The sequence below is a fragment of the Rhizohabitans arisaemae genome (assembly GCF_025996515.1).
Lineage (GTDB): Bacteria > Actinomycetota > Actinomycetes > Streptosporangiales > Streptosporangiaceae > Rhizohabitans > Rhizohabitans arisaemae.
Map to the genome: position 1 here is coordinate 63,338 of NZ_BLRH01000009.1, position 23,792 is coordinate 87,129.

22 protein-coding genes are annotated in these 23,792 nt (G+C 70.8%); 5 read left to right on the forward strand and 17 right to left on the reverse strand.

The window, feature by feature from the left end; translation table 11 throughout:
• Positions 1-119 precede the first annotated feature (119 nt).
• The 5 genes from ruvA to RUR_RS01390 all read right to left on the reverse strand — a co-directional run bounded on the left by ruvA (position 120) and on the right by RUR_RS01390 (position 4,681).
• Positions 120-719, reverse strand: a complete 600-nt coding sequence (gene ruvA, locus RUR_RS01370) for a Holliday junction branch migration protein RuvA (RefSeq protein ID WP_283132978.1) — start codon at positions 717-719, stop codon at positions 120-122.
• Positions 716-1,240 carry a crossover junction endodeoxyribonuclease RuvC gene (gene ruvC, locus RUR_RS01375; protein WP_283132979.1) on the reverse strand — a complete coding sequence of 175 codons (525 nt, stop codon included), beginning with the start codon at positions 1,238-1,240 and terminating at the stop codon, positions 716-718. Before ruvC ends, ruvA begins: the two co-directional genes overlap by 4 nt.
• Positions 1,241-1,412: 172 nt before the next feature.
• Positions 1,413-2,570 (reverse strand): GNAT family N-acetyltransferase, encoded by a 1,158-nt coding sequence (locus tag RUR_RS01380; RefSeq protein WP_283132980.1) that lies wholly within the window; start codon positions 2,568-2,570, stop codon positions 1,413-1,415.
• A gap of 376 nt (positions 2,571-2,946) precedes the next feature.
• Positions 2,947-3,663: a hypothetical protein gene (locus tag RUR_RS01385; protein ID WP_283132981.1), complete on the reverse strand. Its 717-nt coding sequence runs from the start codon at positions 3,661-3,663 to the stop codon at positions 2,947-2,949.
• Positions 3,664-3,994: 331 nt separating this feature from the next.
• Positions 3,995-4,681, reverse strand: coding sequence for a TetR/AcrR family transcriptional regulator (locus tag RUR_RS01390; RefSeq protein ID WP_283132982.1), 687 nt, complete (start codon positions 4,679-4,681; stop codon positions 3,995-3,997).
• Positions 4,682-4,882: 201 nt separating this feature from the next.
• Here RUR_RS01390 and RUR_RS01395 point away from each other — a divergent pair, with 201 nt between their 5' ends.
• Both RUR_RS01395 and RUR_RS01400 read left to right on the forward strand, forming a co-directional pair.
• Positions 4,883-5,794, forward strand: coding sequence for an NAD-dependent epimerase/dehydratase family protein (locus tag RUR_RS01395; RefSeq protein WP_283132983.1), 912 nt, complete (start codon positions 4,883-4,885; stop codon positions 5,792-5,794).
• A 71-nt stretch (positions 5,795-5,865) separates the two neighbouring features.
• A complete protein-coding gene (locus RUR_RS01400) occupies positions 5,866-6,336 on the forward strand; it encodes a hypothetical protein (protein WP_283132984.1) in 471 nt (156 codons plus the stop codon).
• Between the two features lie 100 nt (positions 6,337-6,436).
• Here the strand turns inward: RUR_RS01400 and RUR_RS01405 are convergent, their stop codons facing one another.
• The 10 genes from RUR_RS01405 to pgsA form a co-directional block, all read right to left on the reverse strand.
• A complete protein-coding gene (locus RUR_RS01405; protein ID WP_283132985.1) occupies positions 6,437-6,730 on the reverse strand; it encodes a hypothetical protein in 294 nt (97 codons plus the stop codon).
• A 208-nt stretch (positions 6,731-6,938) separates the two neighbouring features.
• The gene (locus RUR_RS01410; protein WP_283132986.1) at positions 6,939-7,232 is read right to left on the reverse strand and encodes a hypothetical protein; all 294 of its coding nucleotides are present in this window, start codon (positions 7,230-7,232) and stop codon (positions 6,939-6,941) included.
• A 170-nt stretch (positions 7,233-7,402) separates the two neighbouring features.
• Positions 7,403-8,155: a YebC/PmpR family DNA-binding transcriptional regulator gene (locus RUR_RS01415; protein ID WP_283132987.1), complete on the reverse strand. Its 753-nt coding sequence runs from the start codon at positions 8,153-8,155 to the stop codon at positions 7,403-7,405.
• Positions 8,156-8,158: 3 nt separating this feature from the next.
• Positions 8,159-8,749: a pyridoxal 5'-phosphate synthase glutaminase subunit PdxT gene (pdxT, locus tag RUR_RS01420; protein ID WP_283132988.1), complete on the reverse strand. Its 591-nt coding sequence runs from the start codon at positions 8,747-8,749 to the stop codon at positions 8,159-8,161.
• Positions 8,750-8,783: 34 nt separating this feature from the next.
• Entirely contained in the window at positions 8,784-9,698 is a 915-nt protein-coding gene (gene pdxS, locus RUR_RS01425; RefSeq protein WP_283132989.1) for a pyridoxal 5'-phosphate synthase lyase subunit PdxS, read from the reverse strand.
• A gap of 158 nt (positions 9,699-9,856) precedes the next feature.
• Positions 9,857-10,870: a DUF3048 domain-containing protein gene (locus tag RUR_RS01430; RefSeq protein ID WP_283132990.1), complete on the reverse strand. Its 1,014-nt coding sequence runs from the start codon at positions 10,868-10,870 to the stop codon at positions 9,857-9,859.
• Positions 10,871-10,948: 78 nt separating this feature from the next.
• Positions 10,949-11,488 (reverse strand): LemA family protein, encoded by a 540-nt coding sequence (locus RUR_RS01435; protein WP_283132991.1) that lies wholly within the window; start codon positions 11,486-11,488, stop codon positions 10,949-10,951.
• Positions 11,485-12,618 (reverse strand): glycosyltransferase family 4 protein, encoded by a 1,134-nt coding sequence (locus RUR_RS01440; protein WP_283132992.1) that lies wholly within the window; start codon positions 12,616-12,618, stop codon positions 11,485-11,487. Before RUR_RS01440 ends, RUR_RS01435 begins: the two co-directional genes overlap by 4 nt.
• Positions 12,615-13,523: a phosphatidylinositol mannoside acyltransferase gene (locus RUR_RS01445; protein WP_283132993.1), complete on the reverse strand. Its 909-nt coding sequence runs from the start codon at positions 13,521-13,523 to the stop codon at positions 12,615-12,617. The genes RUR_RS01440 and RUR_RS01445 overlap by 4 nt, the downstream gene beginning before the upstream one ends.
• Complete coding sequence (pgsA, locus tag RUR_RS01450) at positions 13,520-14,122, reverse strand: phosphatidylinositol phosphate synthase (RefSeq protein WP_283132994.1); 603 nt, start codon at positions 14,120-14,122, stop codon at positions 13,520-13,522. Before pgsA ends, RUR_RS01445 begins: the two co-directional genes overlap by 4 nt.
• Before the next feature lie 222 nt (positions 14,123-14,344).
• Between pgsA and RUR_RS01455 the strand changes: the two genes are divergently transcribed.
• The 3 genes from RUR_RS01455 (at position 14,345) to RUR_RS01465 (ending at position 20,363) form a co-directional block, all read left to right on the forward strand.
• Complete coding sequence (locus RUR_RS01455; RefSeq protein WP_428846891.1) at positions 14,345-16,525, forward strand: elongation factor G-like protein EF-G2; 2,181 nt, start codon at positions 14,345-14,347, stop codon at positions 16,523-16,525.
• A 67-nt stretch (positions 16,526-16,592) separates the two neighbouring features.
• Positions 16,593-18,206, forward strand: a complete 1,614-nt coding sequence (locus tag RUR_RS01460) for a glycoside hydrolase family 10-like protein (RefSeq protein WP_283132996.1) — start codon at positions 16,593-16,595, stop codon at positions 18,204-18,206.
• A gap of 30 nt (positions 18,207-18,236) precedes the next feature.
• On the forward strand, positions 18,237-20,363 hold the full coding sequence (locus RUR_RS01465) for a hypothetical protein (RefSeq protein WP_283132997.1): 2,127 nt from the start codon (positions 18,237-18,239) through the stop codon (positions 20,361-20,363).
• A 164-nt stretch (positions 20,364-20,527) separates the two neighbouring features.
• Here the strand turns inward: RUR_RS01465 and RUR_RS01470 are convergent, their stop codons facing one another.
• Positions 20,528-21,019, reverse strand: coding sequence for a hypothetical protein (locus tag RUR_RS01470; protein ID WP_283132998.1), 492 nt, complete (start codon positions 21,017-21,019; stop codon positions 20,528-20,530).
• A gap of 225 nt (positions 21,020-21,244) precedes the next feature.
• Positions 21,245-23,746 (reverse strand): alpha-L-rhamnosidase, encoded by a 2,502-nt coding sequence (locus RUR_RS01475; RefSeq protein WP_283132999.1) that lies wholly within the window; start codon positions 23,744-23,746, stop codon positions 21,245-21,247.
• Positions 23,747-23,792 lie beyond the last annotated feature (46 nt).

A 23,792-nucleotide genomic window follows, 5' to 3' on the forward strand; every position in this document is an offset into this window, starting at 1 on the left:
CTTCCCCCCACCGGGCCGGTCGCACCGCGGCAGGGCCCCGGCCCCCGCGTCGCCGCGGGAGGCCCGGCCCGCCCCCGGCCGTACCCGACTCGGTCCCCCGTCACCGACGGTGATCGCGGTCACCGGACGCTCAGCTTCCGCAGGGCCGACCTGAGCAGGAGGGCGACGTTGGGGTGGTCCCCCGCCTCGGGGGCGACGGCGGCGACGGCCTCGTCCGCGTCCTTGACCGACCAGCCGAGGCCGACCAGACCGGAGTGCACCTGCTCGCGCCAGGCGGTGTTCGCCTGGCCGCCGAGGGCGGCGTCCACCAGTCCGTCCGGGCTGCCGAGACGGTCCTTGAGCTCCAGCACGATCCGCTGGGCGACCTTCTTGCCGATCCCGGGAACCTGGGTGAGCACGGACAGGTCCGCGCTCGCGACCGCCGTTCGCAGGGTGTTCGGGGAGTGTACGGCGAGCATCGCCAGAGCGAGCCGGGGGCCGACCCCGCTCGCCGTCTGGACCAGCTCGAAGACGTTCCGCTCGTCCTCGGTGGCGAAGCCGTACAGGGTGAGCGACTCCTCCCGCACGACGAGCGAGGTGACGAGGCGGGCCTGCTCCCCCATCCGCAGGGTGGCGATCGTGGGCGGCGCGCAGAGCACGAGGACCCCGATCCCACCGACCTCCACGACGGCGCCGTCGGGGGCGATCGAGGCCACCCGGCCGGCGACGGATGCGATCACTTTGCCACTCCTCTCGTTCTGGCCAGCGCCTGCGCGAGCCGGTGCTGGGCGCCGCCCCGCCACACATGGCAGATCGCCAGGGCGAGCGCGTCCGCCGCGTCGGCCGGCTTGGGGCGCTCGGTGAGCCGCAGCACCCGGGTGACCATGGTGGCGACCTGGGCCTTGTCCGCGGTCCCGCTCCCGGTGATGGCCGCCTTGACCTCGCTTGGGGTGTGCAGGGCGACCGGGAGGCCACGCCGGGCCGCGGCGACGATGGCGACGGCGGCGGCCTGGGCGGTGCCCATCACGGTGCGCACGTTGTGCTGGCTGAAGACCCGCTCGACGGCGACGGCGTCGGGGTTGACCCGGTCGAGCCAGCGTTCGATCTCGGCCTCGATGGCGACGAGCCGGGCGCCGATCTCATCGCCCGGCGGGGTGGTCACGACTCCGACGGCGACCAGGGTGAGGGCCCGGCCGGGCACGCCCTCGACGGCACCCAGCCCGCACCGGGTCAGCCCCGGATCCACGCCCATCACCCGCACGAAGGAACCTCACCGTCCACGAACATCTGTTCGGAGGGACTCTACCCCGCCGACGCCTCCCGCGCACCGCGAACACACGTGGCCGACGGCCCCGCGGGCGCCGCGCCGACCCCCGGAACACGGTACGGCCTGCGGCTCGCGGCCGCAGGCCGTACCGGATCCGCATCGGGGATCAGAAGTAGTCGATCATGTACGGCTTCGCGGCGAAGACCCCGTCCAAGACGTCGTCGGCGGCCCCGTCGCCCCCGGTGAGCAACCCGGCCCTGCGCAGGGTAGCGGTGCCGACCCCGCCGTACAGCGCCGACATGCCGCCCACGGTGAGCCGGCCCGCGACCGGCCCGTCCCCCGGCGTCAGCGTGCCCCGGCCCGACGCCACCCGCAGCCGCCACACCCCGGTGTTGGCGGGCCGCCGCGGATCGTCGACCGCGAGGTTCAGATCGGCGGACACCGACGCGGGGAACCCCCGGGCGGCCACCGCGGCGGGGACGTCGACCAGGCGGAGCATCCAGCGGGTCTGCCTGACCTCGTCATGGGTGCGCTCCCGCAGCAACCAGAAGACCGGGTCGTCCGGCTCCACGCAGGCCGTGACCCGCTTGGCGATGGACGCGGCCGAGCCCAGCAGGCCCCAGAGCGCCTGGGCGGTCGCCGCCGAGGAGGCCACCAGGTTGTCGACGTCGAGATCCTTTCCGTCCCAGCGGTAGAGGAGGAACCCGTCCTCGGCGAGGTAGGCGAAGTCCTCCTCCTCGGCCAGCCAGAGCCGCCAGTCCCGCTCGCTCCAGCGCAGCGGTCCGCTCGGCCGGGTCCGCTCGTACACGCGGTCGACGACCTCGACGACCTCGGCGGCGTCGTCCACCCCGGCCCGGCGCAGCTTGACCTGCTCGCCCCCGCGCGACAGCCCTCGCAGCGACTCCGCGGGCAGGGTCGCCTGAAGCTGGGCCCCCACATGCTCCCAGCCGAGGGACCGGTAGATCGGTGTGGTCGCGGGATAGAGGGCGGAGACCGGATAGCCGAGCACCCCGCACCGCTCCAGCACCGCCTCCATGAGGAGCCGTCCCACACCCCGGCCCCGGTCCTCGGGGGCCACCGTCACGCCCGCGACTCCCCCCATGGGGACCCGGCGCCCGTGCCACCACTGGTCGTAGTCGTTGATCCGTGCCGCCGCGACCAGCCGCGAGCCGTCGACGACGCCCAGATAGCGCCGTTCGGCGAAGCTCGGCGCGACCATCGTGCGCCAGGCCGCGACGTCACCTCCCGACAGCGGGCCGAAGGCACGCGTGCGCAGGTCGAGGATGGCGTCGCCGTCGTCGGGGGTCAGGTCGCGTATGTCCACAATCGCCCAAGGTACGCGCCGACCGACGGAGCGGGCGAGTGCTTTTCCCTCCTCGCCGTCAGGGCTCCCCCGGTCTCGGGTGATCGTCGCGCTGTGTGCGCCCGGTGGGGTGCGCAGAGCGCAGATCACGGGGGTCGGGTACGGCGTTCGCGCCCCGGTTCGGGTGATCGTTGTGGTGTGTGCCCTTCTTAGGGTCCGCACAGCGCAACGATCACCCAAGCACGGGTACGGCCCGCGGGGGCCGTGCTTGGGCGGTGCCGTTTGCCCGTTACGGCACACCATGATCGTCGCGCTGTGCGCCCCTTCCAGGGCACGGACAACGCAACGATCACTCGGGTACGGGTACCGCCGGGGTTCAGGTGGGGTGGATATGCCCCTACTGCAGGGCTTTCCTTACCCGCTCGCCTACCTCGCTGAGCGACGTGATGTCCTTCCACGAACCTTTGACCTCACCCCAGGCGTCCGCGATACCGGGGCGGCTCAGGTCCGTGCTCTCCACGAGAATGCCCTGCGGATCCGCGATCGTGAGTTCCGTCCCAGGCGGGCGGCCGTTCTCCGCCCCCTCGATACGGCCGGTCTTGTAATCGCGTCCCAGGAAAAGCATGAGCCGCGTACCGGCCGGTAGAGCGGCTCGCCAGTCATCCAAGGAGCGTTTCGGGATCCCATCGGAATACAGTCCGCCTTGATACATCTCCAGGTACACATAGCCGTCTTTGACATATCCCCGGTCTTTGAACGACTCGGCGACTTTGACGTGAACCACGACGTATTTCTGTGGGGTCGGACTCTCTTCCGTCCGGTATATGTCCCGCCCCTGATTGATGGCAGTGACCTCGCCGATCACGATGGCGACATGATCACGACCTTTCACCAGCTCCTCGGGAGAGTTGTAGTAGGTGAAGAGGAAAGACTGCGAAGTCAGCCCGGCAAGATCGACAACGCGTGATGGATTGGTCTTCGAGACTCCTGCGGATGGGCCTACCGCCTGGTCGCTCTTCCGTGAACCGTCGCCGCACCCAACGGTCAAGGTCATCAGGATCGAGACCACCAGAGCGCCCATACGAATCGGCCTGCCTTCGACCTGGGTCACCATCTAGAACCATCCATCTATGTGGCCGACGTCATGGGCACTGTAGGTCCTCCAGGCAGTGCTCCCGGAGTCATTAGCCGGGCCATACAGTTCCCGTTATGGCGGGAAACCCCCGCCGAATGGCCCGGTTCAGGAAACGGCGCGTTCGTGTATTGATTGTCCGGATTTCCGCTTCACCAATATACGTCAACCGCAAGATACAGCAATTCCCACAGACAGATGACAAAAATCATCCGTGTACAGCAAATGAACCGCAACACGAAATATGGATCGCCGATACAAGGAGTCGAATCGGCTTCCGCCAAGCAGGTCGATGACGCCGGTCGTACGGGTGTCAGAGGCCGAGGAAGGCGCCGAGTTCGTCGACGATCCGGGCGAAGGCGGTGGCGCGCTCGTCGACGGCGTTCTCCAGTTGGCCGAAGAGCTCGAAGCTCACCCAGCCGAAGAGGCCGGACCACGCGGCCAGCGCCCGGAACACCGTCTCGTCCGGTACGCCCGGCATCAGCTCCCGCATCCGGTCCGCGTCGGCGGCCAGGGACGGCGCCACCGCGGGACCGCGAACCGCCGCCGCACCTGCGGCATGCGCGTCCGCGACGATACGCCCGAAGACCGTCACGTCGCGGACCCGGGCCGCGATCGTCTCCTGGGGCGCGTGGTAGCCGGGGACCGGGGAGCCGTAGAGCAGGGCGTACTCGTGGGGGTGGGCCAGCGCCCAGTCGCGTACGGCGCCGCAGGCGGCCCGCCAGCGTCCGGAGTGGTCCCCGCGCGGGCATGCGGCGTCGGCCCGCTCCACGGCCTCACCCAGGGCGTTGTAGCCCTCGATGATCAGTGTGGTGAGCAGGTCGTCCCGGGACGGGAAGTACCGGTAGATCGCCGAGGAGACCATGCCCATCTCGCGGGCGACGGCCCGGAGGGAGAGACCACCGGCACCCGCCGTGGCGAGTTGCCGCCGCGCGATGTCAACGATCTCCCTGGTCAGCTCGGTTCGAACCCGTTCTCTGGCGGTGCGGCTCGCGGTCATGGCATCCACCATAACAGAGCAGCGCTAAAAATCGAGAGCACCGCTCTTGACAAGCGGCGCCCACAGAAGAGAGCATTGCTCTCGAAAATGAACAACAGTCTCGCGGAGGTCGCGGGCTCCCGCACCCGGAGGGCCGCGCCGCCCCGCGGTCGCCTATCCCGTCAACGCCGCCCCGCGGCTCGTCTGGAAGCAGATCTGATCATGGGAAGACACGTCGTCGTCGGTTCGGGCCAGGTCGGCCCGCACGTCGCCCGCAAACTCGCCGAGCGCGGTCACGAGGTCGTGGTCGTCAGCCGGTCGGGCCGCGGCCCGACCGGCCTCACGACGGTGGCGGCCGACATCGTCGACCCGGCCCGGCTGACCGAGATCACCGAAGGCGCTGAAGCGATCTACAACTGCGTCAACCCCGCCTACCACCGGTGGCTCACCGACTGGCCGCCGATGGCCGCCTCCTTCCTGACCGCCGCGGAGCGCACCGGCGCCGTGCTCGTCATGACCGGCAATCTCTATCCGTACGGGCCGGTCCGCGGACCGATGACCGAATCGCTCCCTCTGGCGGCCACCAGCCCGAAAGCCCGGGTCCGGGCGAGAATGTGGGAGGACGCGCTGGCCGCCCACCGCGCGGGCCGGATCAGGGCCACCGAGCTCCGCGGCTCGGACTACTTCGGTCCGGGTTCCACCGACCAGTCCTACCTCGGCGACCGGTTCACCGTTCCGCTCCGGGCGGGCAAGACCATCCGCACCCCCTGGCCGATCGACCAGCCGCACTCGTGGACCTACCTCCCGGACGTGGCCGAGTCGCTGGTCGTCGCGGGCACCGACGAGCGGGCGTGGGGACGGGCCTGGCATGTGCCGAGCGGGCCGCCGCTCACCTTCCGTCAACTCGGCGACGCCATGGCCTCGATCCTGCGCCTGCCCTCCCCCACGATGAAGGCGCTGCCGTGGCCGCTGCTCCGCGCCGCCGGCCTGTTCTCCCCGATGCTCGGCGAGCTGGCGGAGGTCCGCTACCAGTTCATCGCGCCGTTCGAGGTGGACTCCTCCTCTTTCCAGCAGACCTTCGGCGTCGGCCCGACACCCGTGGACCAGGCACTCCGCGCCACCCTCGGCCGGTGAGCACCCGGGTTCCGTACGGCCCGGTTCTCCAGAAACACGGGCAAACCCTCCAAGATTAGTAAGATCTGGTTGTGCCGCATTCGGAGCATGGTCAGGCGGAGCGAGGGAGGCGACGCCGGTCCCCCGAACGCCTTGCGATCACGACGATCATCGCGCTCGGCGCCGGCATCTGGATCGTCTTCGGCGAAGAGCACATCGTCGCCATCGGAGCCGTCGTTCTGGGCATGGCCTTGGCGGTGCTCGTCCGATTCCTGGTGACGGCTCTGCCGGACGCGCTGCCGCCTCAGGTGGGCGCCGGCCGCCGGCCAGGCGTCGTCCCCCGCCACGCCCGCCCCGACGGAGCACCCCCACCCCACTCTGAGGACGATCGGACGGAGCGGGACCCACGACGCCGCTCCCCGGCTCAGAACATCTTGCTGACCGTCCTCGTGCTCGCTGTCATGACCTGGTCCTTCCTCGGCGACGGACTCGCCGCCGACCTCTCCGTAGGCCTCGTCCTGGCCCTGTGGGCATTACTCGAATTCCGGAGAAGGTCTCGGTGAGGATCTCCGCACCCCTGTCGGGAACCCGCCGGACGGCCGTGGATCGCAGGGTGGTCGACGGCCGCGATCCGATGGGTCTCCGTCGGTCACGCTCAGGCGATCACAGGATTCGCCAGCCGTAGCCCATGGCCCTGTCACCGACGTCGCAGCGGGCGATGCCCTGGCCGGGCACCGGCCAGTCCCGGATGTGGTAGTACGGCTGGTTGTAGCGCCGCATGCAGGCGGCGGTGGTCCGCAGGGTGGCCGGATCGCCGGTGCAGGTGACCAGCAGACCCGTCGAGACAAGTTGTTCGGTGCAGGTGGTGGCGGCGTGCGCGGTCCCCTGACCGAGCAGCGTCACACCCGCCGTGACGAGGGTGAGGGTGGTCAGCACAGCCGCGATCCGTGTTCTCATCCGAACTCCCGGGAGCCGATACGGCCGCCGGCGCCCGATCCGGCGCCGACACTGTCCACGCCATCAAATAAGGTAAGGCTAACCTAATCAATAGCCATCCCAATGGATGGGCACTCCACACCCACATCGACTGTCGAGCGCGACAAGCCGACAAAGGCGGAAGACCCCACCCGTCGTTCGACGGATGGGGTGCGAGGCCGCCGGGAGGCTACAGAAGCCACCACCGGCCCCCCATCATCAGGTCACCGTAGGAGCATTGGGCGATGCCCTGGCCCGGCACCGGCCAGTCGCGCGTGATCCCGTACCGGTACCCGCTGCGGCGCATGCAGGTGCTCGACGTGCGCAGGGTCGCCGGATCCCCGGTGCAGGTGACCAGGAGACCTGCCGGGACCTGCTGGTCGGTGCAGGTGGTGGCGGCGTGCGCGGTCCCCTGACCGAGCAGCGTCACACCCGCCGTGACGAGGGTGAGGGTGGTCAGCACAGCCGCGATCCGTGTTCTCATCCGAACTCCCGGGAGCCGATACGGCCGCCGGCGCCCGATCCGGCGCCGACACTGTCCACGCCATCAAATAAGGTAAGGCTAACCTAATCAATAGCCGTCCCAACGGATGGATATCCGGAGGGCGGCAACGACGAGCCCCCGGCGGAACGTCCACCGGGGGCTTGCCGGACTCAGGCGTCGAGCTTGGCGAGGATCTCGTCGGAGACGTCGAAGTTGGCGTAGACGTTCTGCACGTCGTCGCTGTCCTCCAGCGCGTCGATGAGACGGAAGACCCTCTTGGCGTTCTCCTCGTCCAGCGGGACGCTGATCGTCGGCAGGAAACTGCTCTCCGCCGAGTCGTAGTCGATCCCCGCATCCTGGAGCGCCGTGCGCACCGGGATCATGTCGGAAGCCTCGGAGACCACCTCGAAGGACTCCCCGAGGTCGTTGACCTCCTCGGCGCCGGCCTCCAGCACCGCCATGAGCACGTCGTCCTCGGTGAGGGACGCCTTGGGCACGATCACGACGCCCTTGCGGTTGAACATGTAGGAGACCGAACCGGGGTCGGCCATGGAGCCGCCGTTGCGGGTCATCGCCACCCGGACGTCGGAGGCGGCGCGGTTGCGGTTGTCGGTGAGGCACTCGATGAGCACCGCGACCCCGCCGGGGGCGTACCCCTCGTACATGATGGTCTGCCAGTCGGCGCCGCCCGCCTCCAGGCCGCCGCCGCGCTTGCGGGCCCGTTCGATGTTGTCGATCGGCACCGAACTCTTGCGCGCCTTCTGGATCGCGTCGTAGAGCGTGGGGTTGCCGTCAGGGTCGGGGCCACCGGTGCGGGCCGCCACCTCGATGTTCTTGATGAGCTTGGCGAACAGTTTGCCGCGCTTGGCATCGATGACGGCCTTCTTGTGCTTTGTGGTAGCCCACTTGGAATGGCCGGACATCCTTTAACGCTCCCTCACCATCTCGACGAAGTACTCGTGGATCCGCGTGTCCCCGGTCAACTCGGGGTGGAATGACGTCGCCAGCAGGTTCCCCTGCCGGACGGCGACGATCCTATCCGTCCCCGGGACCTTGCCGAGTACCTCAACACCGTCTCCCACCGACTCCACCCAGGGTGCGCGGATGAACACGGCCCGGACCGGGCCGCCGGCGACGCCCTTCAGCGTGATGTCCGCCTCGAAGGAGTCGACCTGGCGACCGAAGGCGTTTCTGCGGACCACCAGGTCGAGACCGCCGACGGTCTCCTGTCCCTCGATGCCTCCCTCGATCCGGTCGGCCAGCATGATCATGCCCGCGCAGGAGCCGTACGCGGGCATCCCTTCCTTGATCCGTATCCGGAGCGGTTCGAGCAGGTCGAAAATGTCGGCGAGCTTCCACATCGTGGTCGACTCCCCGCCGGGGATGACCAGCGCGTCCACCACGGCGAGCTCCCGCGGACGCCGTACCGCGCACGCGGTCGCGCCGGACGAGGTCAGCGCCCGCAGATGCTCGGCCACGTCTCCCTGAAGGGCGAGCACACCGATGACAGGAGTCACAGCCGGTTTCCCCCCGCAGTCGTGGTGGTGCCGGTCACCAGCCGCGGGTGGCCAGGCGCTCGGACTCGGGCAGGGTGCTCACGTTGAGGCCGACCATGGCCTCGCCGAGCCCGCGGGAGACCTTGGCGATCACGTCGGGGTCGTCGTAGAAGGTGGTGGCCTTCACGATGGCGGCGGCCCGCTTGACCGGGTCACCGGACTTGAAGATCCCGGAGCCGACGAAGACGCCCTGGGCGCCGAGCTGCATCATCATGGCCGCGTCGGCGGGGGTGGCGATCCCTCCCGCGGTGAACAGCACCACGGGCAGCTCCCCGGTCCGGGCGACCTCCTTGACCAGATCGTACGGCGCCCGCAACTCCTTGGCCGCGGCGTAGAGCTCGGCGTCGTCCAGCACGCCCAGGCGCTTGATGTCGCCGCGGATCTGCCGCATGTGGCGGGTCGCCTCGACCACGTTGCCGGTCCCGGCCTCGCCCTTGGAACGGATCATCGCCGCGCCCTCGGCGAGGCGGCGCAGCGCCTCCCCCAGGTTGGTCGCGCCGCAGACGAAAGGCACGGTGAAGGCCCACTTGTCGATGTGGTTGGCCTCGTCGGCGGGGGTGAGCACCTCGGACTCGTCCACATAGTCGACGCCGATGGCCTGGAGGACCTGGGCCTCGGCGAAGTGGCCGATCCTGGCCTTGGCCATGACCGGGATCGAGACGGCCGCGATGATGCCGTCGATCATGTCGGGGTCGCTCATCCGGGACACGCCGCCCTCGACGCGGATGTCCGCCGGAACCCGCTCGAGCGCCATGACGGCGACGGCCCCGGCGTCCTCGGCGATCTTGGCCTGCTCGGGCGTCACGACGTCCATGATGACGCCGCCCTTGAGCATCTCCGCCATGCCGCGCTTGACCCGCGCGGTGCCGGTCTCAGGAGCGGTGGTCTCTGCGGAACTGCTGGTCGACACGGGTGTTACCTCACGATGCGAATAGACGGCCGCCCCCACGGCTGGCCCCTCGGTTTCATCGTAGGCGCAGCGCGATACCCGGTTTAACGCCACATGTCGTCATTTTCCGGAAACCACTTTGGACATTTGGTATGGCGGACGCTAGGGAACCCCCGAAACTACGGCGAAACCGGCTTCGGGCTGGCAAGCACCACCCAGACCTGGCCCGGCGCGAAGTTCAACGGCTCCCCGGCCTCGGTGGTGAAGACGGTCCCCTCCTTCTCGGACGGCCGGGACCAGCGCGCCTTGTACGCCATCCCGTCCCGGAGCACGACCGCCTTGCCCTTGCCCTCGGTGTGGATGAGGGGCGTGTAGCTCCCGTTGCCGTCGTGGAACTGCGAGCGCGTGGTCTTGACGTACTGGACCACCACGGTCTCCCCGCCGAGCCGCCCGCCCTCGGCCGCCGTGCTCGGCGTCCCGTCCTGGGTCACCAGCCAGCGCTTCTCCGTCGCCGACCAGGTGAAGGTGAACCTGGCCGCCGGGTAGCGCACGCTCACCGACTTCTTCGGCGTCCCGCCCTCCGGGGCCTCCCCGAACGTGAACCCGACGTCCGCGGCCTTGGTCGCCTTGGGCGCCTTCGCCAGGAGCTGCTTGGGTTTGGCGAAGAGGTTGTACGGCGCCGGCCGCCCGGGCTGGCGGAAGTACGCGGAGAACGCCGCGCTGTCGGAGACGTCGAAGAGCGGCGCCGCCGCGACGAGCGGCTTCATCTTGGTCTGGACGCCGGAGTAGGCGAGCGCGGGCTTGCCGAACTGGGTGAGAATGTGCAGGTCGGAGATGCGGGCGCTCCGTACCGGCCCCACCTTGGCGGGGAACTTGGAGGAGAAGATCACCATAAGCCGGGTGAGCCCGCCCTCGACCTGCTCCACGTAGACGATGTCGGCGCTGCGCAGACCCTGCTGAGGCTTGGCCGCCGGGGTGTTGTCGATTTTCACGGCGAGCACCGGCTTGCCCAGGCCGCCGGGTCTGCCGGTGAACGGGTGGCCGGGCGGCGGCTCCGGGGTCGGGGTCGGCGAGGCGCTCGGCTCCTGACCGCCCGCGGCGGCGGGCGGGGTCTCCGCCGACGAGCAGGCCACCGCCGGCACGGTTACGGCGATCCCTGCGAGAGCGACCGCCACTGCCCGAGATATCCGCACCGTGTCCTCCTCGATGTGCCCCGAAAAATCGCCACGAGCTTACCCGGGGGACCTTAAAGACAGCCGGAGAACGAAAAATCATGAAATCTGGCTGGAAAGTCCCTCCGGTGGGGTGTCGTCCATATCGAAGAACGACGGCATCGGGGTGTGACCCTCCAGGCGGAGCAGCCGCGCCAGGAGACGCCGCCGCGACGACCGGGTCACCGCGACCGCGTTGTTGTAGAAGCGACGGGAGTAGAGCACCTTCGCCGAGGCGGCGTCCAGATCGGCCATCAGCTCGGCGCCGACCTCGTCCCCCGCCATGCGCTCCCGGAACCGCGGCTGCTCCACCACGGCCCGGAGTGTCCTGGACAGGTTGCTCTCCGCCAGCTCCCGCTCGTCGCCCCCGGCCGTACGGGCCTCGTGGGCGGAGGCGGCGAGCACCAGACTCGTCGCCGGGTCGAGCAGGCGGGAGGCGGCGAGCTCCAGCGCGGTCGCGCTCCGCCGTACCAGCGCCGCGTCGAGCGCCTCCCAGGCGGTCTCCAACCGGATGTGCAGGCGGTCCAGCCGCCCGGCCCGCCAGGAGATGTAGACGCTGGCGAACACGAGCAGGGCGAGGACCAGCAGAATCTCAGTCATCGCGCGCGGTCGTCCTCCACCACGCCCGCGGACGTCACCGCGACCGTCTCGTAGACGCGGACCACGTCACGGGCCACCGTCGACCAGTCGTACCTGCGGACCGCGTGCCGTGCCTCGTCGGAGAGCTTGGCCCGGCGCTCGGGGTCGTCCAGCAGGAGCGCCGCCTCCCGGGCCAGCGCCGCCGCGTCCCCGACCGGGAACAACGCCCCCGCCTGCCCCTCGCCGAGCACCCGCCGGAACGCCGGGATGTCGCTCGCCAGAATCGGCGCCCCCGACGACATGGCCTCGGTCAGCACGATGCCGAAGCTCTCCCCGCCGAGGTTGGGGGCGCAGAACACGTCCACCGAGTGGTAGGCGCGGATCTTGTCCTCCTCGCTCACCGTCCCAAGGACCACGACCCGCTCCCGCAGGTCCGCGGGGACCTTGCCCCGGACCTCCTCGACGTCACCGGGGCCGGCCACCAGCAGGCGCAGCCCGGGCCGCTCGCGGGCGAGCGAGACGAACGCCTCCAGCAGCACCGGGAGGCCCTTGCGGGGCTCGTCCATCCGGCCGAGGAAGCCGATCGAGCTCTCGCCCGGCCAGCCGGCGAGCGGCTCGGCCTCGGTGTACCGGTCGACGGTGACCCCGTTGGGGATGAGCACGGCGTCCCCGCCGAACTGCTCGACCAGGCTCTTGCGCGCCGCGTCGGAGACCGCGATGCGGGCCATGACCTTCTCCAGCGCGCTGCGCAGCACCGGCTCGGCCACCGCGATCGCCCGGGAGCGGGCGAAGGAGGCGTGGAAGGTCGCCACGATCGGGCCGCGCGCCACCCAGCAGGCGAGCACCCCCAGGCTCGGCACGAGCGGCTCGTGGATGTGCAGCACGTCGAAGGCGCCGTCCCGCACCCACCGGCGCACCCGGGAGGCGGTGAGGAAGCCGAAGGACATCCGGGCGACCGACCCGTTGTAGGGCACCGGCACGGCGCGGCCCGCCGGGACCACGTACGGCGGCAGCTGGGCGTCGTCCGCGGCCGGGGCGATCACCGAGACCTGGTGCCCCTGGCCGATCAGGGCCTCGGCGAGGTCGCGGATGTGCTGCTGCACCCCGCCCGGGACGTCCCAGGAGTACGGGCAGACGATGCCGACCCTCATCGGTCCAGGTCCCGCAGCCAGAGGCGCTGCATCATGTGCCAGTCCTGCGGATGCTCGGCGACGGCCTTCTCGAAGACGCCGGCCAGCGCCTGGGTCATCGCGGCCGCCCGCTCCGCGCGGGTGCCGTCCTCGGGCCGGACGATCTCGTCGTGGATGGTCAGGCCCGTGTACGGGCCTTCGTACCACATCGTGGCCGGGAGGAGCGTCGCGCCGGTGTGGATGGAGAGCAGTGCCGGGCCGGCCGCCATCCGGGTCCGCTCGCCGAAGAAGTCCACCTCGACGCCGCTCTCGGTGAGGTCCCGGTCCGCGGGCAGGCAGACCACCCCGCCCGCGCGCAGCCGCTGGGCGAGCGTGCCGAAGGTGTTCCCCTGGCCCCCGGTGAGCGGGAGGACCTCCATGCCGAGGGTCTCGCGGAACTCCTTGTACCGGTGGTACAGCGCTTCGGGCCGCAGCCGCTCGGCGACCGTGGTGAAGCGATGGCCCCGCTGCACCAGCCAGGCCCCGGCGTGATCCCAGTTCCCCATGTGCGGAAGGGCGAGGACGAGCCCGCGTCCGGCGGCGACCGCCTCGTGGATGCGTTCCTCCCCCGTGACCCGCATCCGGGCCACGACCTCGGCGCCGGAGAGCGCGGGGAGGCGGAACACCTCGTGGAAGTAGCGCAGGTAGGAGCGCATCCCCCGGCGGGCCAGGATCCGGACCGCGGGGTCGCCCGGATGGCTGCCCCGGACTTGGGCCAGATTCGACTCCAGCCTGCGCACCGAGGGTCCGCGCCGCCGCCAGGCCTCGTCCGCGACCCAGTCGAAGGCGGCGGACGCGAGCCGTTCGGGCACGCGGGGGACGACGGCCCAGCCGGCGGCGAAGGCCGCGGCGACGAGACGTTCCTTGAGGGGTGGTTTGTCGGTCATCGGTCTCCCGGTACGGCCTGACGGTAGACGGTGATCAGACGCTGGTAGACGGTGAAGGCGCTCGCCGCGGCGAGCAGGGCGAGGCCGATCGGCAGCAGGATCGGGAGGAACTCGGAGAAGGCGGTCGAGACCAGGATCACGATCAGGCGCTCGGGCCGCTCCGCCACCCCCACGTCGCAGGTCATGCCGAGCCCCTCGGCCCGGGCCTTGGTGTAGGAGACCACGGCCCCGGCGACGAGGCAGAACAGGGCCAGGGCGCCGACCAGCGGCCGGTCGCGGTCCATCGCCCACAGGATCAGGCCGGAGAAGATCGCGGCGTCGGCCACCCGGTCCATGGTGGAGTCGAGGAACGCCCCCCATTTCCCGGTGGAGCCGGTGATCCGGGCGACCACCCCGTCCAGCAGGTCGAGTAGGACGAACACGGTGATGACCACGCTGCCCCAGAAGAACACCCCGCGCGGGTAGAAGGCGAGCGCTCCGCCGACGGCGCCGAGCGTGCCCACCACGGTGATCACATTGGGGCTGATCCCGTGGTCGGCGAGGGCCCGGCCCAGCGGGTTCAGGACTCGGGTGACGGCGGGACGGAGAACTTTCAACATCGCGGTCCGATCGTAGGACACCCCCGAGACGGGCCGGTCACAACATGCAGACCGACAACTTGCCAAACCCCTCTTGTGATATGCGCCACATCGGGGAAAGGTGAGACGACCGCGACCGTTTCGCCCGGCTCGCGAATCAGATCGCTCCGCTGTGGGCGTACACGGGCGCGGCGCAAGGTACGTACGGCCGGAAGGCCGTCCGACTCTTGATCGCGGGAGGCGATGCTCGTGGCTGAAAAGACATCGGCGGGCCCTGGTGGAGCCGCCGGCAGGGCACCCGAGGCCGACCGGCCGGACATGATTCGCAACGTGGTGCTGGTCGGCCACTCCGGTGCAGGCAAGACAACCCTGGTCGAGGCCCTGCTGGCCGCGACGGGGACCATCCAGCGAACCGGCCGGGTCGAGGACGGCTCGACCGTCAGCGACTTCGACGAGGTCGAAGTACGGCAGCAGCGTTCGGTGAACCTCACCGTGGCACCCGTGGTCCACAACGGAATCAAGATCAACCTCCTCGACACCCCAGGCTACGCGGATTTCACCGGAGATCTGCGGGCCGGATTGAGGGCGGCCGACGCCGCGCTCTTCGTGATCTCCGCGGCCGACGGCGTGGACGGCCTCACCCGCATGCTCTGGGACGAGTGTGCCACCGTGGGCATGCCCCGCGCGGTCGTCATCACCAAGATCGACCATCAGCGGGCGGACTTCGACGAGACGCTCGCCTCGTGCCAGGCCGCCTTCGGCGACGGCGTGGCGCCCCTGTACTTCCCGGTCTCCGGCGACGGTCGCGTCCACGGCCTGGCCGGGCTGCTCTCCCGGCGGTTCTACGACTACACCTCCGGCACGCGCACCGAACGGGAGCCCGACCCCGACCACCTGGAGCGGATCGCCGACCAGCGCGACACGCTGATCGAGGGGATCATCCAGGAGAGCGAGGACGAGTCGCTCATGGAGCGCTACCTCTCCGGCGAGGATATCGACAACAAGGTCCTCATCGACGACCTGGAGAAGGCGGTCGCCCGCGGCAGCTTCCACCCGGTCCTGGCGGTCTGCGCGGCGCCCGGAACCGGGCCCGTCGTCGGGATGCCCGAACTCCTGGAGATCGTCACCCAGGGCTTCCCCTCACCGCTCGAACACCCCATGCCGGAGATCACCACCATCGACGGCAAGCCGGTCGGCGGGATCGTCTGCGACCCGGCCGGCCCGCTGGTGGCCGAGGTGGTCAAGACCACCAGCGACCCCTACGTCGGGCGGATCAGCCTGGTCCGCGTCTTCTCCGGCTCCATCCGGCCCGACATGACGGTGCACGTCTCCGGGCACGGCCTCGCCGACCGGGGGCACGAGGACCACGACGTGGACGAGCGGCTCGGGGCGCTCTCCTCCCCGCTCGGCAAGCACCAGCGGCCCATGTCCAAAGCCGTGGCGGGCGACATCTGCGCCATCGCCAAGCTCTCCCGGGCCGAGACGGGCGACACGCTGTCCGACAAGGACCGCCCGCTGCTGATGACGGCGTGGAGCATGCCCGACCCGCTGCTGCCGCTGGCCGTCCGGGCGCGGTCCAAGTCCGACGAGGACAAGCTGTCGCAGGCGTTCGCCCGTACCGTCGCCGAGGACCCGACGCTGCGGGTGGAGAACAACGCCGAGACCCGCCAGCTCGTCCTGTGGTGCATGGGCGACGCCCACGCCGACGTGGCCCTGGACCGGCTCTCCCGGCGACACGGCGTCGAGGTGGACCGGATCCCGCTGCGGGTCCCGCTCCGCGAGAGCTTCGGCGGCAAGGCCCAGGCGATGGGACGCAACGTCAAGCAGACCGGCGGCCACGGCCAGTACGCCATCTGCCACATCGAGGTCGAGCCGCTCGCGTCCGGGGCGGGCTTCGAGTTCGTCGACAAGATCGTGGGCGGCGTGGTGCCCCGCCAGTTCATCCCGTCGGTGGAGAAGGGCGTGCGCGCGCAGATGAAGCGCGGCGTGCTCGCCGGATTCCCGGTGGTCGACATCCGCGTGACGCTGTACGACGGCAAGGCCCACTCGGTCGACTCCTCCGACATGGCCTTCCAGATCGCCGGCCAGCTGGCGCTCAAGGAGGCGGCCGGCAAGGTCACCCCCCTGCTGCTCGAACCCATCGACGAGGTCTCGGTGCTCGTCGACGACGCGCACGTCGGCACGGTGATGTCCGACCTGTCCGCCCGGCGCGGCCGGGTCCTCGGCACCGGGCCGATCCCCGGCGGCCGGACGCTGGTCAAGGCCGAGGTCCCGCAGCTGGAGATCACCAGATACGCGATCGACCTGAGATCCATCTCACACGGGACGGGGACGTTCAGCAGGTCCTTCCAGCGATACGAGCCCCTTCCTGCGCATCTGGTGGAGAAAGTCCGCGCCGATCAGCAGGCGGACAACTCCGGGTGACGAAAACGGCTCCGCGAGATGTCGGATACCGTAAACACCGGGCAACGTTGATGTAACACTGAGGTCAATGCGTACTGGAAACCTGGCGGAGCGCCGCCTGCTCGCCGCCGCGGTCCTGGCCGGCCTCGGCGCGAGCGCGACGATCATCCATTTCACCGGCACCGCCACGCCGTCACCCGGCGTCCCCGTGAGCGCGGCGAGCGACACGGCGGCCCCGGCGGCGGCGGGCGGCGCCCCGCCGGCGAGCTGCCCCGCGGACCCGCTGTATCCCAAACGGCAGCTGCGCGGGGTCTGGATCGCCACCGTGCGCAACATCGACTGGCCGTCCAAGCCGGGCCTCACCCCGCAGCGGCAGCGCGCCGAATACCTGAGGATCCTCGACAACGCGGCCAAGCGCCGGTTCAACGCGGTGTTCGTCCAGCTCCGCCCGGCCTCCGACGCCCTCTACGCGTCGCCGTACGAACCCTGGTCGCACTGGCTGAGCGGGAAACCCGGCAAGAGCCCCGGATGGGACCCGCTGCCGTTCCTGATCGCCGAGGCGCACCGGCGCGGCATGGAGTTCCACGCCTGGTTCAACCCCTACCGCGCCGCCCCCGACGACAAGACGGCCAAACTCCCCCGGACGCATCCGGCGCGGCTCAACCCCTCCTGGACGGTACGGCGCGAGGGGAATCTGTACTACAACCCGGGCCTGCCCCAGGTGCGCAACCACATCACCAAGATCGTCAAAGACGTCGTCTCCCGCTACGACGTCGACGGGGTGCACTTCGACGACTACTTCTACCCATACCCGGGCAAAGGCACAAAGTTCGACGACGACGCCGCCTACGCGCGGTACGGCCAGGGCAAGACCCGCGCCGCCTGGCGCCGGGACAACGTCAACCGCCTGATCGCCCAGGTCTCGGCCACCGTACGCCGGACCAAGGAGCGGGTGAAGTTCGGCGTCAGCCCGTTCGGCATCTGGCGGAACGCCTCCACCGACCCGACCGGGTCGGACACCCGGGGCATGCAGTCCTACGACGACATCCACGCCGACTCGCGCACCTGGATCAGACGGGGCTGGATCGACTACGTCGTCCCCCAGCTCTACTGGCCGCGCGGCCTCAAGATCGCCAACTACGCCAAGCTCCTGCCGTGGTGGGCGAACGAGGTCAAGGGCACCCCCGTGCACCTCTACATCGGCCAGGCCCTCTACCGGGTCGGCGCCACGGACAGCCCCGCGTGGACCAGACCCGGGGAACTCCCCGCCCACCTCACCCTCGGCCGCAAACACCCCGAGGTACGCGGCGACGTCTACTTCAGCGCCCGGCAGCTCGCCGGCAACCCGCTGGGCGTCCTCGACCTGCTCACCCGGGACCACTACGCCCGCCCGGCGCTGCTCCCGCTCATGACCCCGCGCGGCGGCGCCGCACCCGCCGCCCCCACCGGCACCCGGATCGAAGGCGGCCGCCTCACCTGGACGGGCTCGGCCGGCGCGCGGTCGTACGCCGTCTACCGGGTCCCCGGCGAGGTCGGCGAGCCCGGCTGCGCGCTCACCGACGCGAGCAACCTGCTCGCCGTCGTCCCCGAGACCACCTACACCGACGGCAGCGCCGACCCGGCGCGCAAGTACACCTACTTCGTCACCGCGCTCGACCCCCTCCAGCACGAGAGCGCCCCGGCGAGCCCCGGATCTCGCTAGGGTTTGCCTTCACGTCTCGGGGAGGTCTGAGTGAAGCGCGCGCTCGCGTCGACGTTCTTGGTTCTGGGCTGGGTGCTCATGCTCGCCGGCGTCGCCACCCCCGCGGGCGCGGAGACGACCGGACTCCCGGTCGGGCGGGTCGCCCTCATCGGGGTGTCCGGCCTGTCGTGGAGCGACCTCGACGCCGCGAACACCCCGAACCTGTGGCGGTTGACCGGAGAGAGCGCCCTCGGCTCCATGTCCGTGCGCACCGTGGGCACGGTCACCTGCCCCTACGACGCCTGGCTGACCGTCTCCGCGGGGAGCCGCTCCGCCGTCGGATACCGCTGCGGCGCCCCTCCCACCCCGCAGCCGCAGGGCACCGGCGCGGTCATCCCCGACTTCGACTGGCTCACCGAGATGGCGGAGCAGAAGTACACGGGCACCCTGGGCACCGCGGCCCGGGCGGCGGGCAAGTGCACCACCGCGATCGGGCCGGGAGCCGCCCTCGCCCTCGCGGACCGCGCAGGACGGGTCGACGTCTACGCGCCCACGCCCACGGCCCTGGACACCGCCGCCTGGTCCCGCTGCGACCTGATCGCCGTCGACGTGGACGTCCTCGTCGCCCCCTACCTCAAGAAGGACGGGCACCTGAGCCGCGAGTCGGCCGAACCGATCCCGGCGGCCGAGCGGGCTGCCCTCGTCCGCCAGGCCGACACCGTGGTCGGCGAAGCCCTGGCCAGGATTCCGGCCGACGCGACCCTGCTGGTGGCGGGGGTGTCCGACCATGCAAGCGTCCCCCACCTGAGGGTCGGCATGTGGCGTACGGCCGGCGCGGCGGGTCACCACCTCGGCTCGGCCTCCACCCACCGCGACGACATGGTGATCCTGCCGGACATCACCGCCACGATGCTCGCCACCGCCGGAATCGCGACCCCGGACTCGGTGGTCGGCGTGCCCTGGGAGATCGGCCGCGCCGCGGACCGGGACACCGCGGTCACCGTCCTCAAGGGCGCCGACGTCGCCGGGCAGACCATCCGCGCGCTGGGAGCCGCCTTCTTCACCACCCTCGCCGTGCTCCAGGTGGTCTTCTACCTCCTCGCCTACCTGCTGCTCCGCCGACGGCGCTCCCGCCCGCTGATCCGGATCGCCGGACTCGCCCTGGCCTCCCTGCCCGCCGCCACCTACCTGGCCAACCTCATCCCCTGGTGGCGGTTCCCCGCCCCGCTGGCCGGCCTGATCGGGGGCATCCTCGGTTTCGCCGCCCTGACCTGCCTGCTCGCCCTCGCCGGACCCTGGCGGAGGCACCTGCTCGGCCCGCCCACCGTGGTCGCCGCGGTCACCGCCGCCGTCCTCGGCGGCGATCTGCTCACCGGGACGACGCTCCAGCTCAACAGCGTCATGGGCTTCAACGGGGTGAACGGCGCCCGCTACTACGGCCTCGGCAACATCCCGTTCGCCCTCTTCGCCACCTCGGTCCTGCTGGTGTCGGCGGCGATCGGCCAAGCGCTGATCAACCGGGGGCGCCGCCTCGCCGCCGTCGCCGTCATCCTCGTCCTCGGCACCTCCGCGATGATCCTCGGGGGATGGCCCGGGGTCGGCAGCGACTTCGGCGGCGTGATCGCCTTCGTCCCCGGCATCGCCGTCGCCGCGCTCCTCATCGCCGGGCAGCGGGTCTCCCTCGCCAAACTCGGCGTGGCCTGCGTCGGCGGCGGGGTCACCGTGATGGCCATCGCCTACCTGGACTACCTGCGGCCCGCGGCCTCCCAAACCCACCTCGGCCGCTTCTTCGGCCAGGTCCTCACCGGCGAGGCGCTCCCCGTCATCACCCGCAAACTCGCCGCCATGCTCGGCACCCTGCTCAACCCCAACCTGATGCCGATCGTGATCGCGGCCATCGCCTTCCTGGTGTTCGCCGTGGTACGGCCCGGGGCGGCCACCGCCGGCGCCCTCCCCGCCCTGTTCGAACGGGCCCCCGTGGTCAAGGCCGGATTCATCGGCGCCCTCATCAGCGGCGTCCTCGGCACCCTGGTCAACGACTCCGGCATCGCCGTCCTGTCCATGGCCCTCGCCCTCGCCGTCCCCCTCACCCTCGCCGCCGGCGTCCTCGCCCTCCAACACCAGGACTCCCCCACCGGCACCACCCCACCCCTCCCCACCGAACCCGCCACCACCTAGCCGACGGACCAGCGCGAACACAATCCGACGGCATCGAAAGGAGGAGCAAGCCACCCGCGGTCCCATGGATACCGCCGTACACCAAGCGCATCGGACGGCGACGCCACATCACAAGCAGAACCGAATCGGATGATCAGGCGGAAACCTCCGCCACGCCGAACCGTTCAGCCGAGACGGGCACGGCCTGAGTCATCGAGGTCGACCTCGGGAAGCCGCCCCAGCACACCCTCCGACACGAAGAACTCCCGATCGAGAAACCGCCCGGTGATCCTCCCGATGACCAGCAAATACTGCTCCAGCCGCTCCGCGAAGGGCAGAAAGTCGTCGGAGTCCAAGTCCTCCATGAATTCGTGGTACTCCTCCTCGATGAAAATGGTCTCCATCCGCATCCCGTCACGGGCGTAGTCCGGAACCTCCACCTCCCCATATAGGTAGCCGATCTCGATCACCCGCTGCCCGTCTTGGCTGAGCGCTTCCTGCGACGGCATCACCCCGCCCGTGAGAAAAACGACGACCGACCACCCGGGAGAAAACGGCGCCACCCACACCCACCGCGACCGCTCATCCGAAAGAGAGAACGAACTCCGCGCCTCCCGAAACCCACTCCCCCGCACCGTCTCACCAACAAGACTCAACCGCCTGACCACCTCGTCCACATCCCCGACGCTGACCCACTGCACCGAGAACCACGTCTCGACCCCGTGCTCGACCAGAAGACCGTATTGACTTTCGGCGGGAAAAGCGTTCACGACGAAACTCCGGATTGTTGTCGAGGACGAGGGGCGAGGAGTTCGGTACCCGAGTCTGGAGTAGAACCGACCCGAAGTCACCACTCAGTGCCGAAAAGCAACACGAGTGGTGACCGCAAGCCTACGACCGGTTCACTGACCGAGGTCGTCCCACTCCTGGAGGAGGTGGGCCGTGGCCGCCGCGGGGGCCGTGAAGGACCAGCGGCCCGGGGGCAGGTTCAGGGCGCAGCCTCCGTCGGCCAGCCTGGTGGTCGGCAGCTGCTCGCCGAGGCCCATGAGGAAGGTGCCGTTGACGGTCATCCCGTCCCACGCGCCGCGCACGGGCAGCACCGCGCGGGCGGTCACGCCCTCAGGGACGGCGAACGTGAACTGGACCCCGTCGGGCCCGGCCCGCCAGCCCGACTCGACGGTCCCCGACGCGCTCTGGTAGCGGGCGTGCGCCTGGCGCAGCAGCGGGACGGGGCCGGGGCGCAGCAGCAGCTCGCCGAAGCCGCCGCCCGTCCCGCGCGGGTCGTCGCCGAGGCCCGCCACGTGCCGGAACAGCCAGTCGCCCACACAGCCGTAGGCGTAGTGGTTGAAGGAGTTCATGGCCGGCGTCTGCAGGCCGTGCCGGTGGTGCCAGGCGTCCCAGCGCTCCCACATGGTGGTCGCCCCGGCGCGGAGCTGGTAGCGCCAGGACGGATAGCCCTCCTGGTTGAAGATCCGGCAGGCCAGGTCGTGGTGGCCGGTCTCCGACAGCACGGGCAGCAGCAGGGCGGTGCCGACGAAGCCCGTCATGAGCCGGTGCCCGTCGGCGCGGACCAGCTCGGCCAGCGCCTGCGCCGACGCGGCCCGGTCCTCGGGCGGGACCAGGTCCCAGGCGAGGGCGACGGCGTAGCCGGTCTGGGTCTCGGTGTGCAGCCTCGGCCCGTTAAGGAAGGCCCGCTGGAAGGCGCCGGACACGCGGGTGAACGCCTCGCCGTACTCCGGCGCGTGCGGCTCGCCGAGCACGTCGGCCACGTGGGCGATCAGGCGGAGGCTGCGGGCGAGGGCGCCGGTGGCGATGAGGCTCTTGGGCGTCTCGACCGTGCCGGGGGCCAGCCAGTCGCCGAGGGCCCTGCCCGGCCTGATGCCGCCTTCGGCCTGGGCCAGGCAGTAGCCGGCCCACCGCCGCATCGGGTCGTAGGCGCGGCGCAGCGTGCGGTCGTCGCCGTAGCGCCGCCACAGCAGCCACGGCACCTCGACCAGCGCGTCGGACCACACGGGGGAGTCGTATCCGTACTCGGGCAGGACCGGCGCGACGTGCGGGATCGCGCCGTCGGCCCGCTGCCCGTCGATCAGCGTCGTCACCCAGGCGGACAGGAACGCCTGCGTGTGCCGCAGGAAGCTGAGCGTCGAGCCGAACACCGAGATGTCCGCCGTCCAGCCGGTCCGCTCGTCGCGCTGCGGGCAGTCGGTCGGCACGCTCACCAGGTTGCCGTCCGCCGACGCGCCGATGTTGGCGACGAGTTGCCGTACGGCGGGATCGCTCACGGTCAGCGAGCCGGTGGCGGCGAGCGCGGTGGACAGCAGCACCGCCTCCAGGTCGTCCGGCGTCAGCGCGCCCGGCCAGCCGACGACCTCCGCGTAGCGGAACCCGTGCAGGGTGAACGCGGGCTCCACGACGTGCGAGCCGGGGCCGAGGACGAACTCGTCACGCTGGTCCGCGGTGCGCAGGTTGTCGGTGTAGAGCCGCCCGGTCGCGGTCAGCTCCTCGCCGTGCCGCACCGTGATCCGTACGGGGCCCGGCGTGTCGACGCGCAGCCGTACCCGCCCGACGACGTTCCGCCCGAAGTCGGCCACCTGGACGCCCGGCACGGGTTCGGTCACGGACACGGCGGGCACCGTGCCGATCACCCGCACGGGAGGGGCGGGGTCGGCCTCCACCAGGATGTCCGGGATGGCCGTCGTATCGGCGGGTACGGCCTGCGGGGAGGGGGCCTGGACGGTCTCGCCCATCACCAGGTCGGCGCGCGGGCGGCCGAGGTCCCGCCGGGTCCAGGCCGCGTCGGTGGCGAACACGCGACGGACCCCGTCGTCGTCCCGCGCGAGCACCTGGGCGCTGGCGGCGGGCCGGTCGCCGTAGCGGCCCGGGCCTCCACCGGCGACGTGGCCCGCGTACCAGCCGGGAGCGAGCCACAGCTCCAGCTCGTTCTCGCCGGGGACGAGCAGCCCCGTGAGCTCCAGCAGCCGGTAGCGCGTCCGGTGGCCGTAGTCGGTCCAGCCGGGGGCCAGTTCCTCCTCGCCGAGCCGTACCCCGTTGAGCAGCGCCCGGTAGACGCCGAGCGCGGTGGCGGCCAGCCAGGCGCGCCCGGTGGCGGGCCGCCATGTGAACGACCCGCGCAGGCTGACCGCCGCCCGGGGGTCGCCCGCCAGCCAGGGGGCGTCCCACTCACCGCGAGCCCGCAGGCCCGTGGTGAACGCGCCGGTGGCGTGCCCTTCCACCCGCCACGTGTACGGCGTCAGCGGAGCCAGCCGCTCGTCCGGCACGTCCACGGTGTGCGATCCGGCGGGCACGGCCGCCCGCCACACCTCGCGCCCGTCCGAGGACACCACAACGGTGGCCTCCTTGAGCAGCCGGGCGTCCCACGACAGCCGGGGCGACGGCTCGTCCACGCCCACCGGATCCGCCAGGCCGCACGTAAGGCCCGCCCGTGAAGCA

Coding starts and splice junctions, on each gene's coding strand:
- RUR_RS01405 (WP_283132985.1), bottom strand. CDS start 6,730: ATGAGAACACGGATCGCGGCTGTGCTGACCACCCTCACCCTCGTCACG.
- RUR_RS01385 (WP_283132981.1), bottom strand. CDS start 3,663: ATGGTGACCCAGGTCGAAGGCAGGCCGATTCGTATGGGCGCTCTGGTG.
- RUR_RS01395 (WP_283132983.1), top strand. CDS start 4,883: ATGGGAAGACACGTCGTCGTCGGTTCGGGCCAGGTCGGCCCGCACGTC.
- RUR_RS01410 (WP_283132986.1), bottom strand. CDS start 7,232: ATGAGAACACGGATCGCGGCTGTGCTGACCACCCTCACCCTCGTCACG.
- RUR_RS01415 (WP_283132987.1), bottom strand. CDS start 8,155: ATGTCCGGCCATTCCAAGTGGGCTACCACAAAGCACAAGAAGGCCGTC.
- RUR_RS01390 (WP_283132982.1), bottom strand. CDS start 4,681: ATGACCGCGAGCCGCACCGCCAGAGAACGGGTTCGAACCGAGCTGACC.
- RUR_RS01460 (WP_283132996.1), top strand. CDS start 16,593: ATGCGTACTGGAAACCTGGCGGAGCGCCGCCTGCTCGCCGCCGCGGTC.
- RUR_RS01435 (WP_283132991.1), bottom strand. CDS start 11,488: ATGACTGAGATTCTGCTGGTCCTCGCCCTGCTCGTGTTCGCCAGCGTC.
- RUR_RS01440 (WP_283132992.1), bottom strand. CDS start 12,618: ATGAGGGTCGGCATCGTCTGCCCGTACTCCTGGGACGTCCCGGGCGGG.
- RUR_RS01445 (WP_283132993.1), bottom strand. CDS start 13,523: ATGACCGACAAACCACCCCTCAAGGAACGTCTCGTCGCCGCGGCCTTC.
- RUR_RS01455 (WP_428846891.1), top strand. CDS start 14,345: ATGCTCGTGGCTGAAAAGACATCGGCGGGCCCTGGTGGAGCCGCCGGC.
- pgsA (WP_283132994.1), bottom strand. CDS start 14,122: ATGTTGAAAGTTCTCCGTCCCGCCGTCACCCGAGTCCTGAACCCGCTG.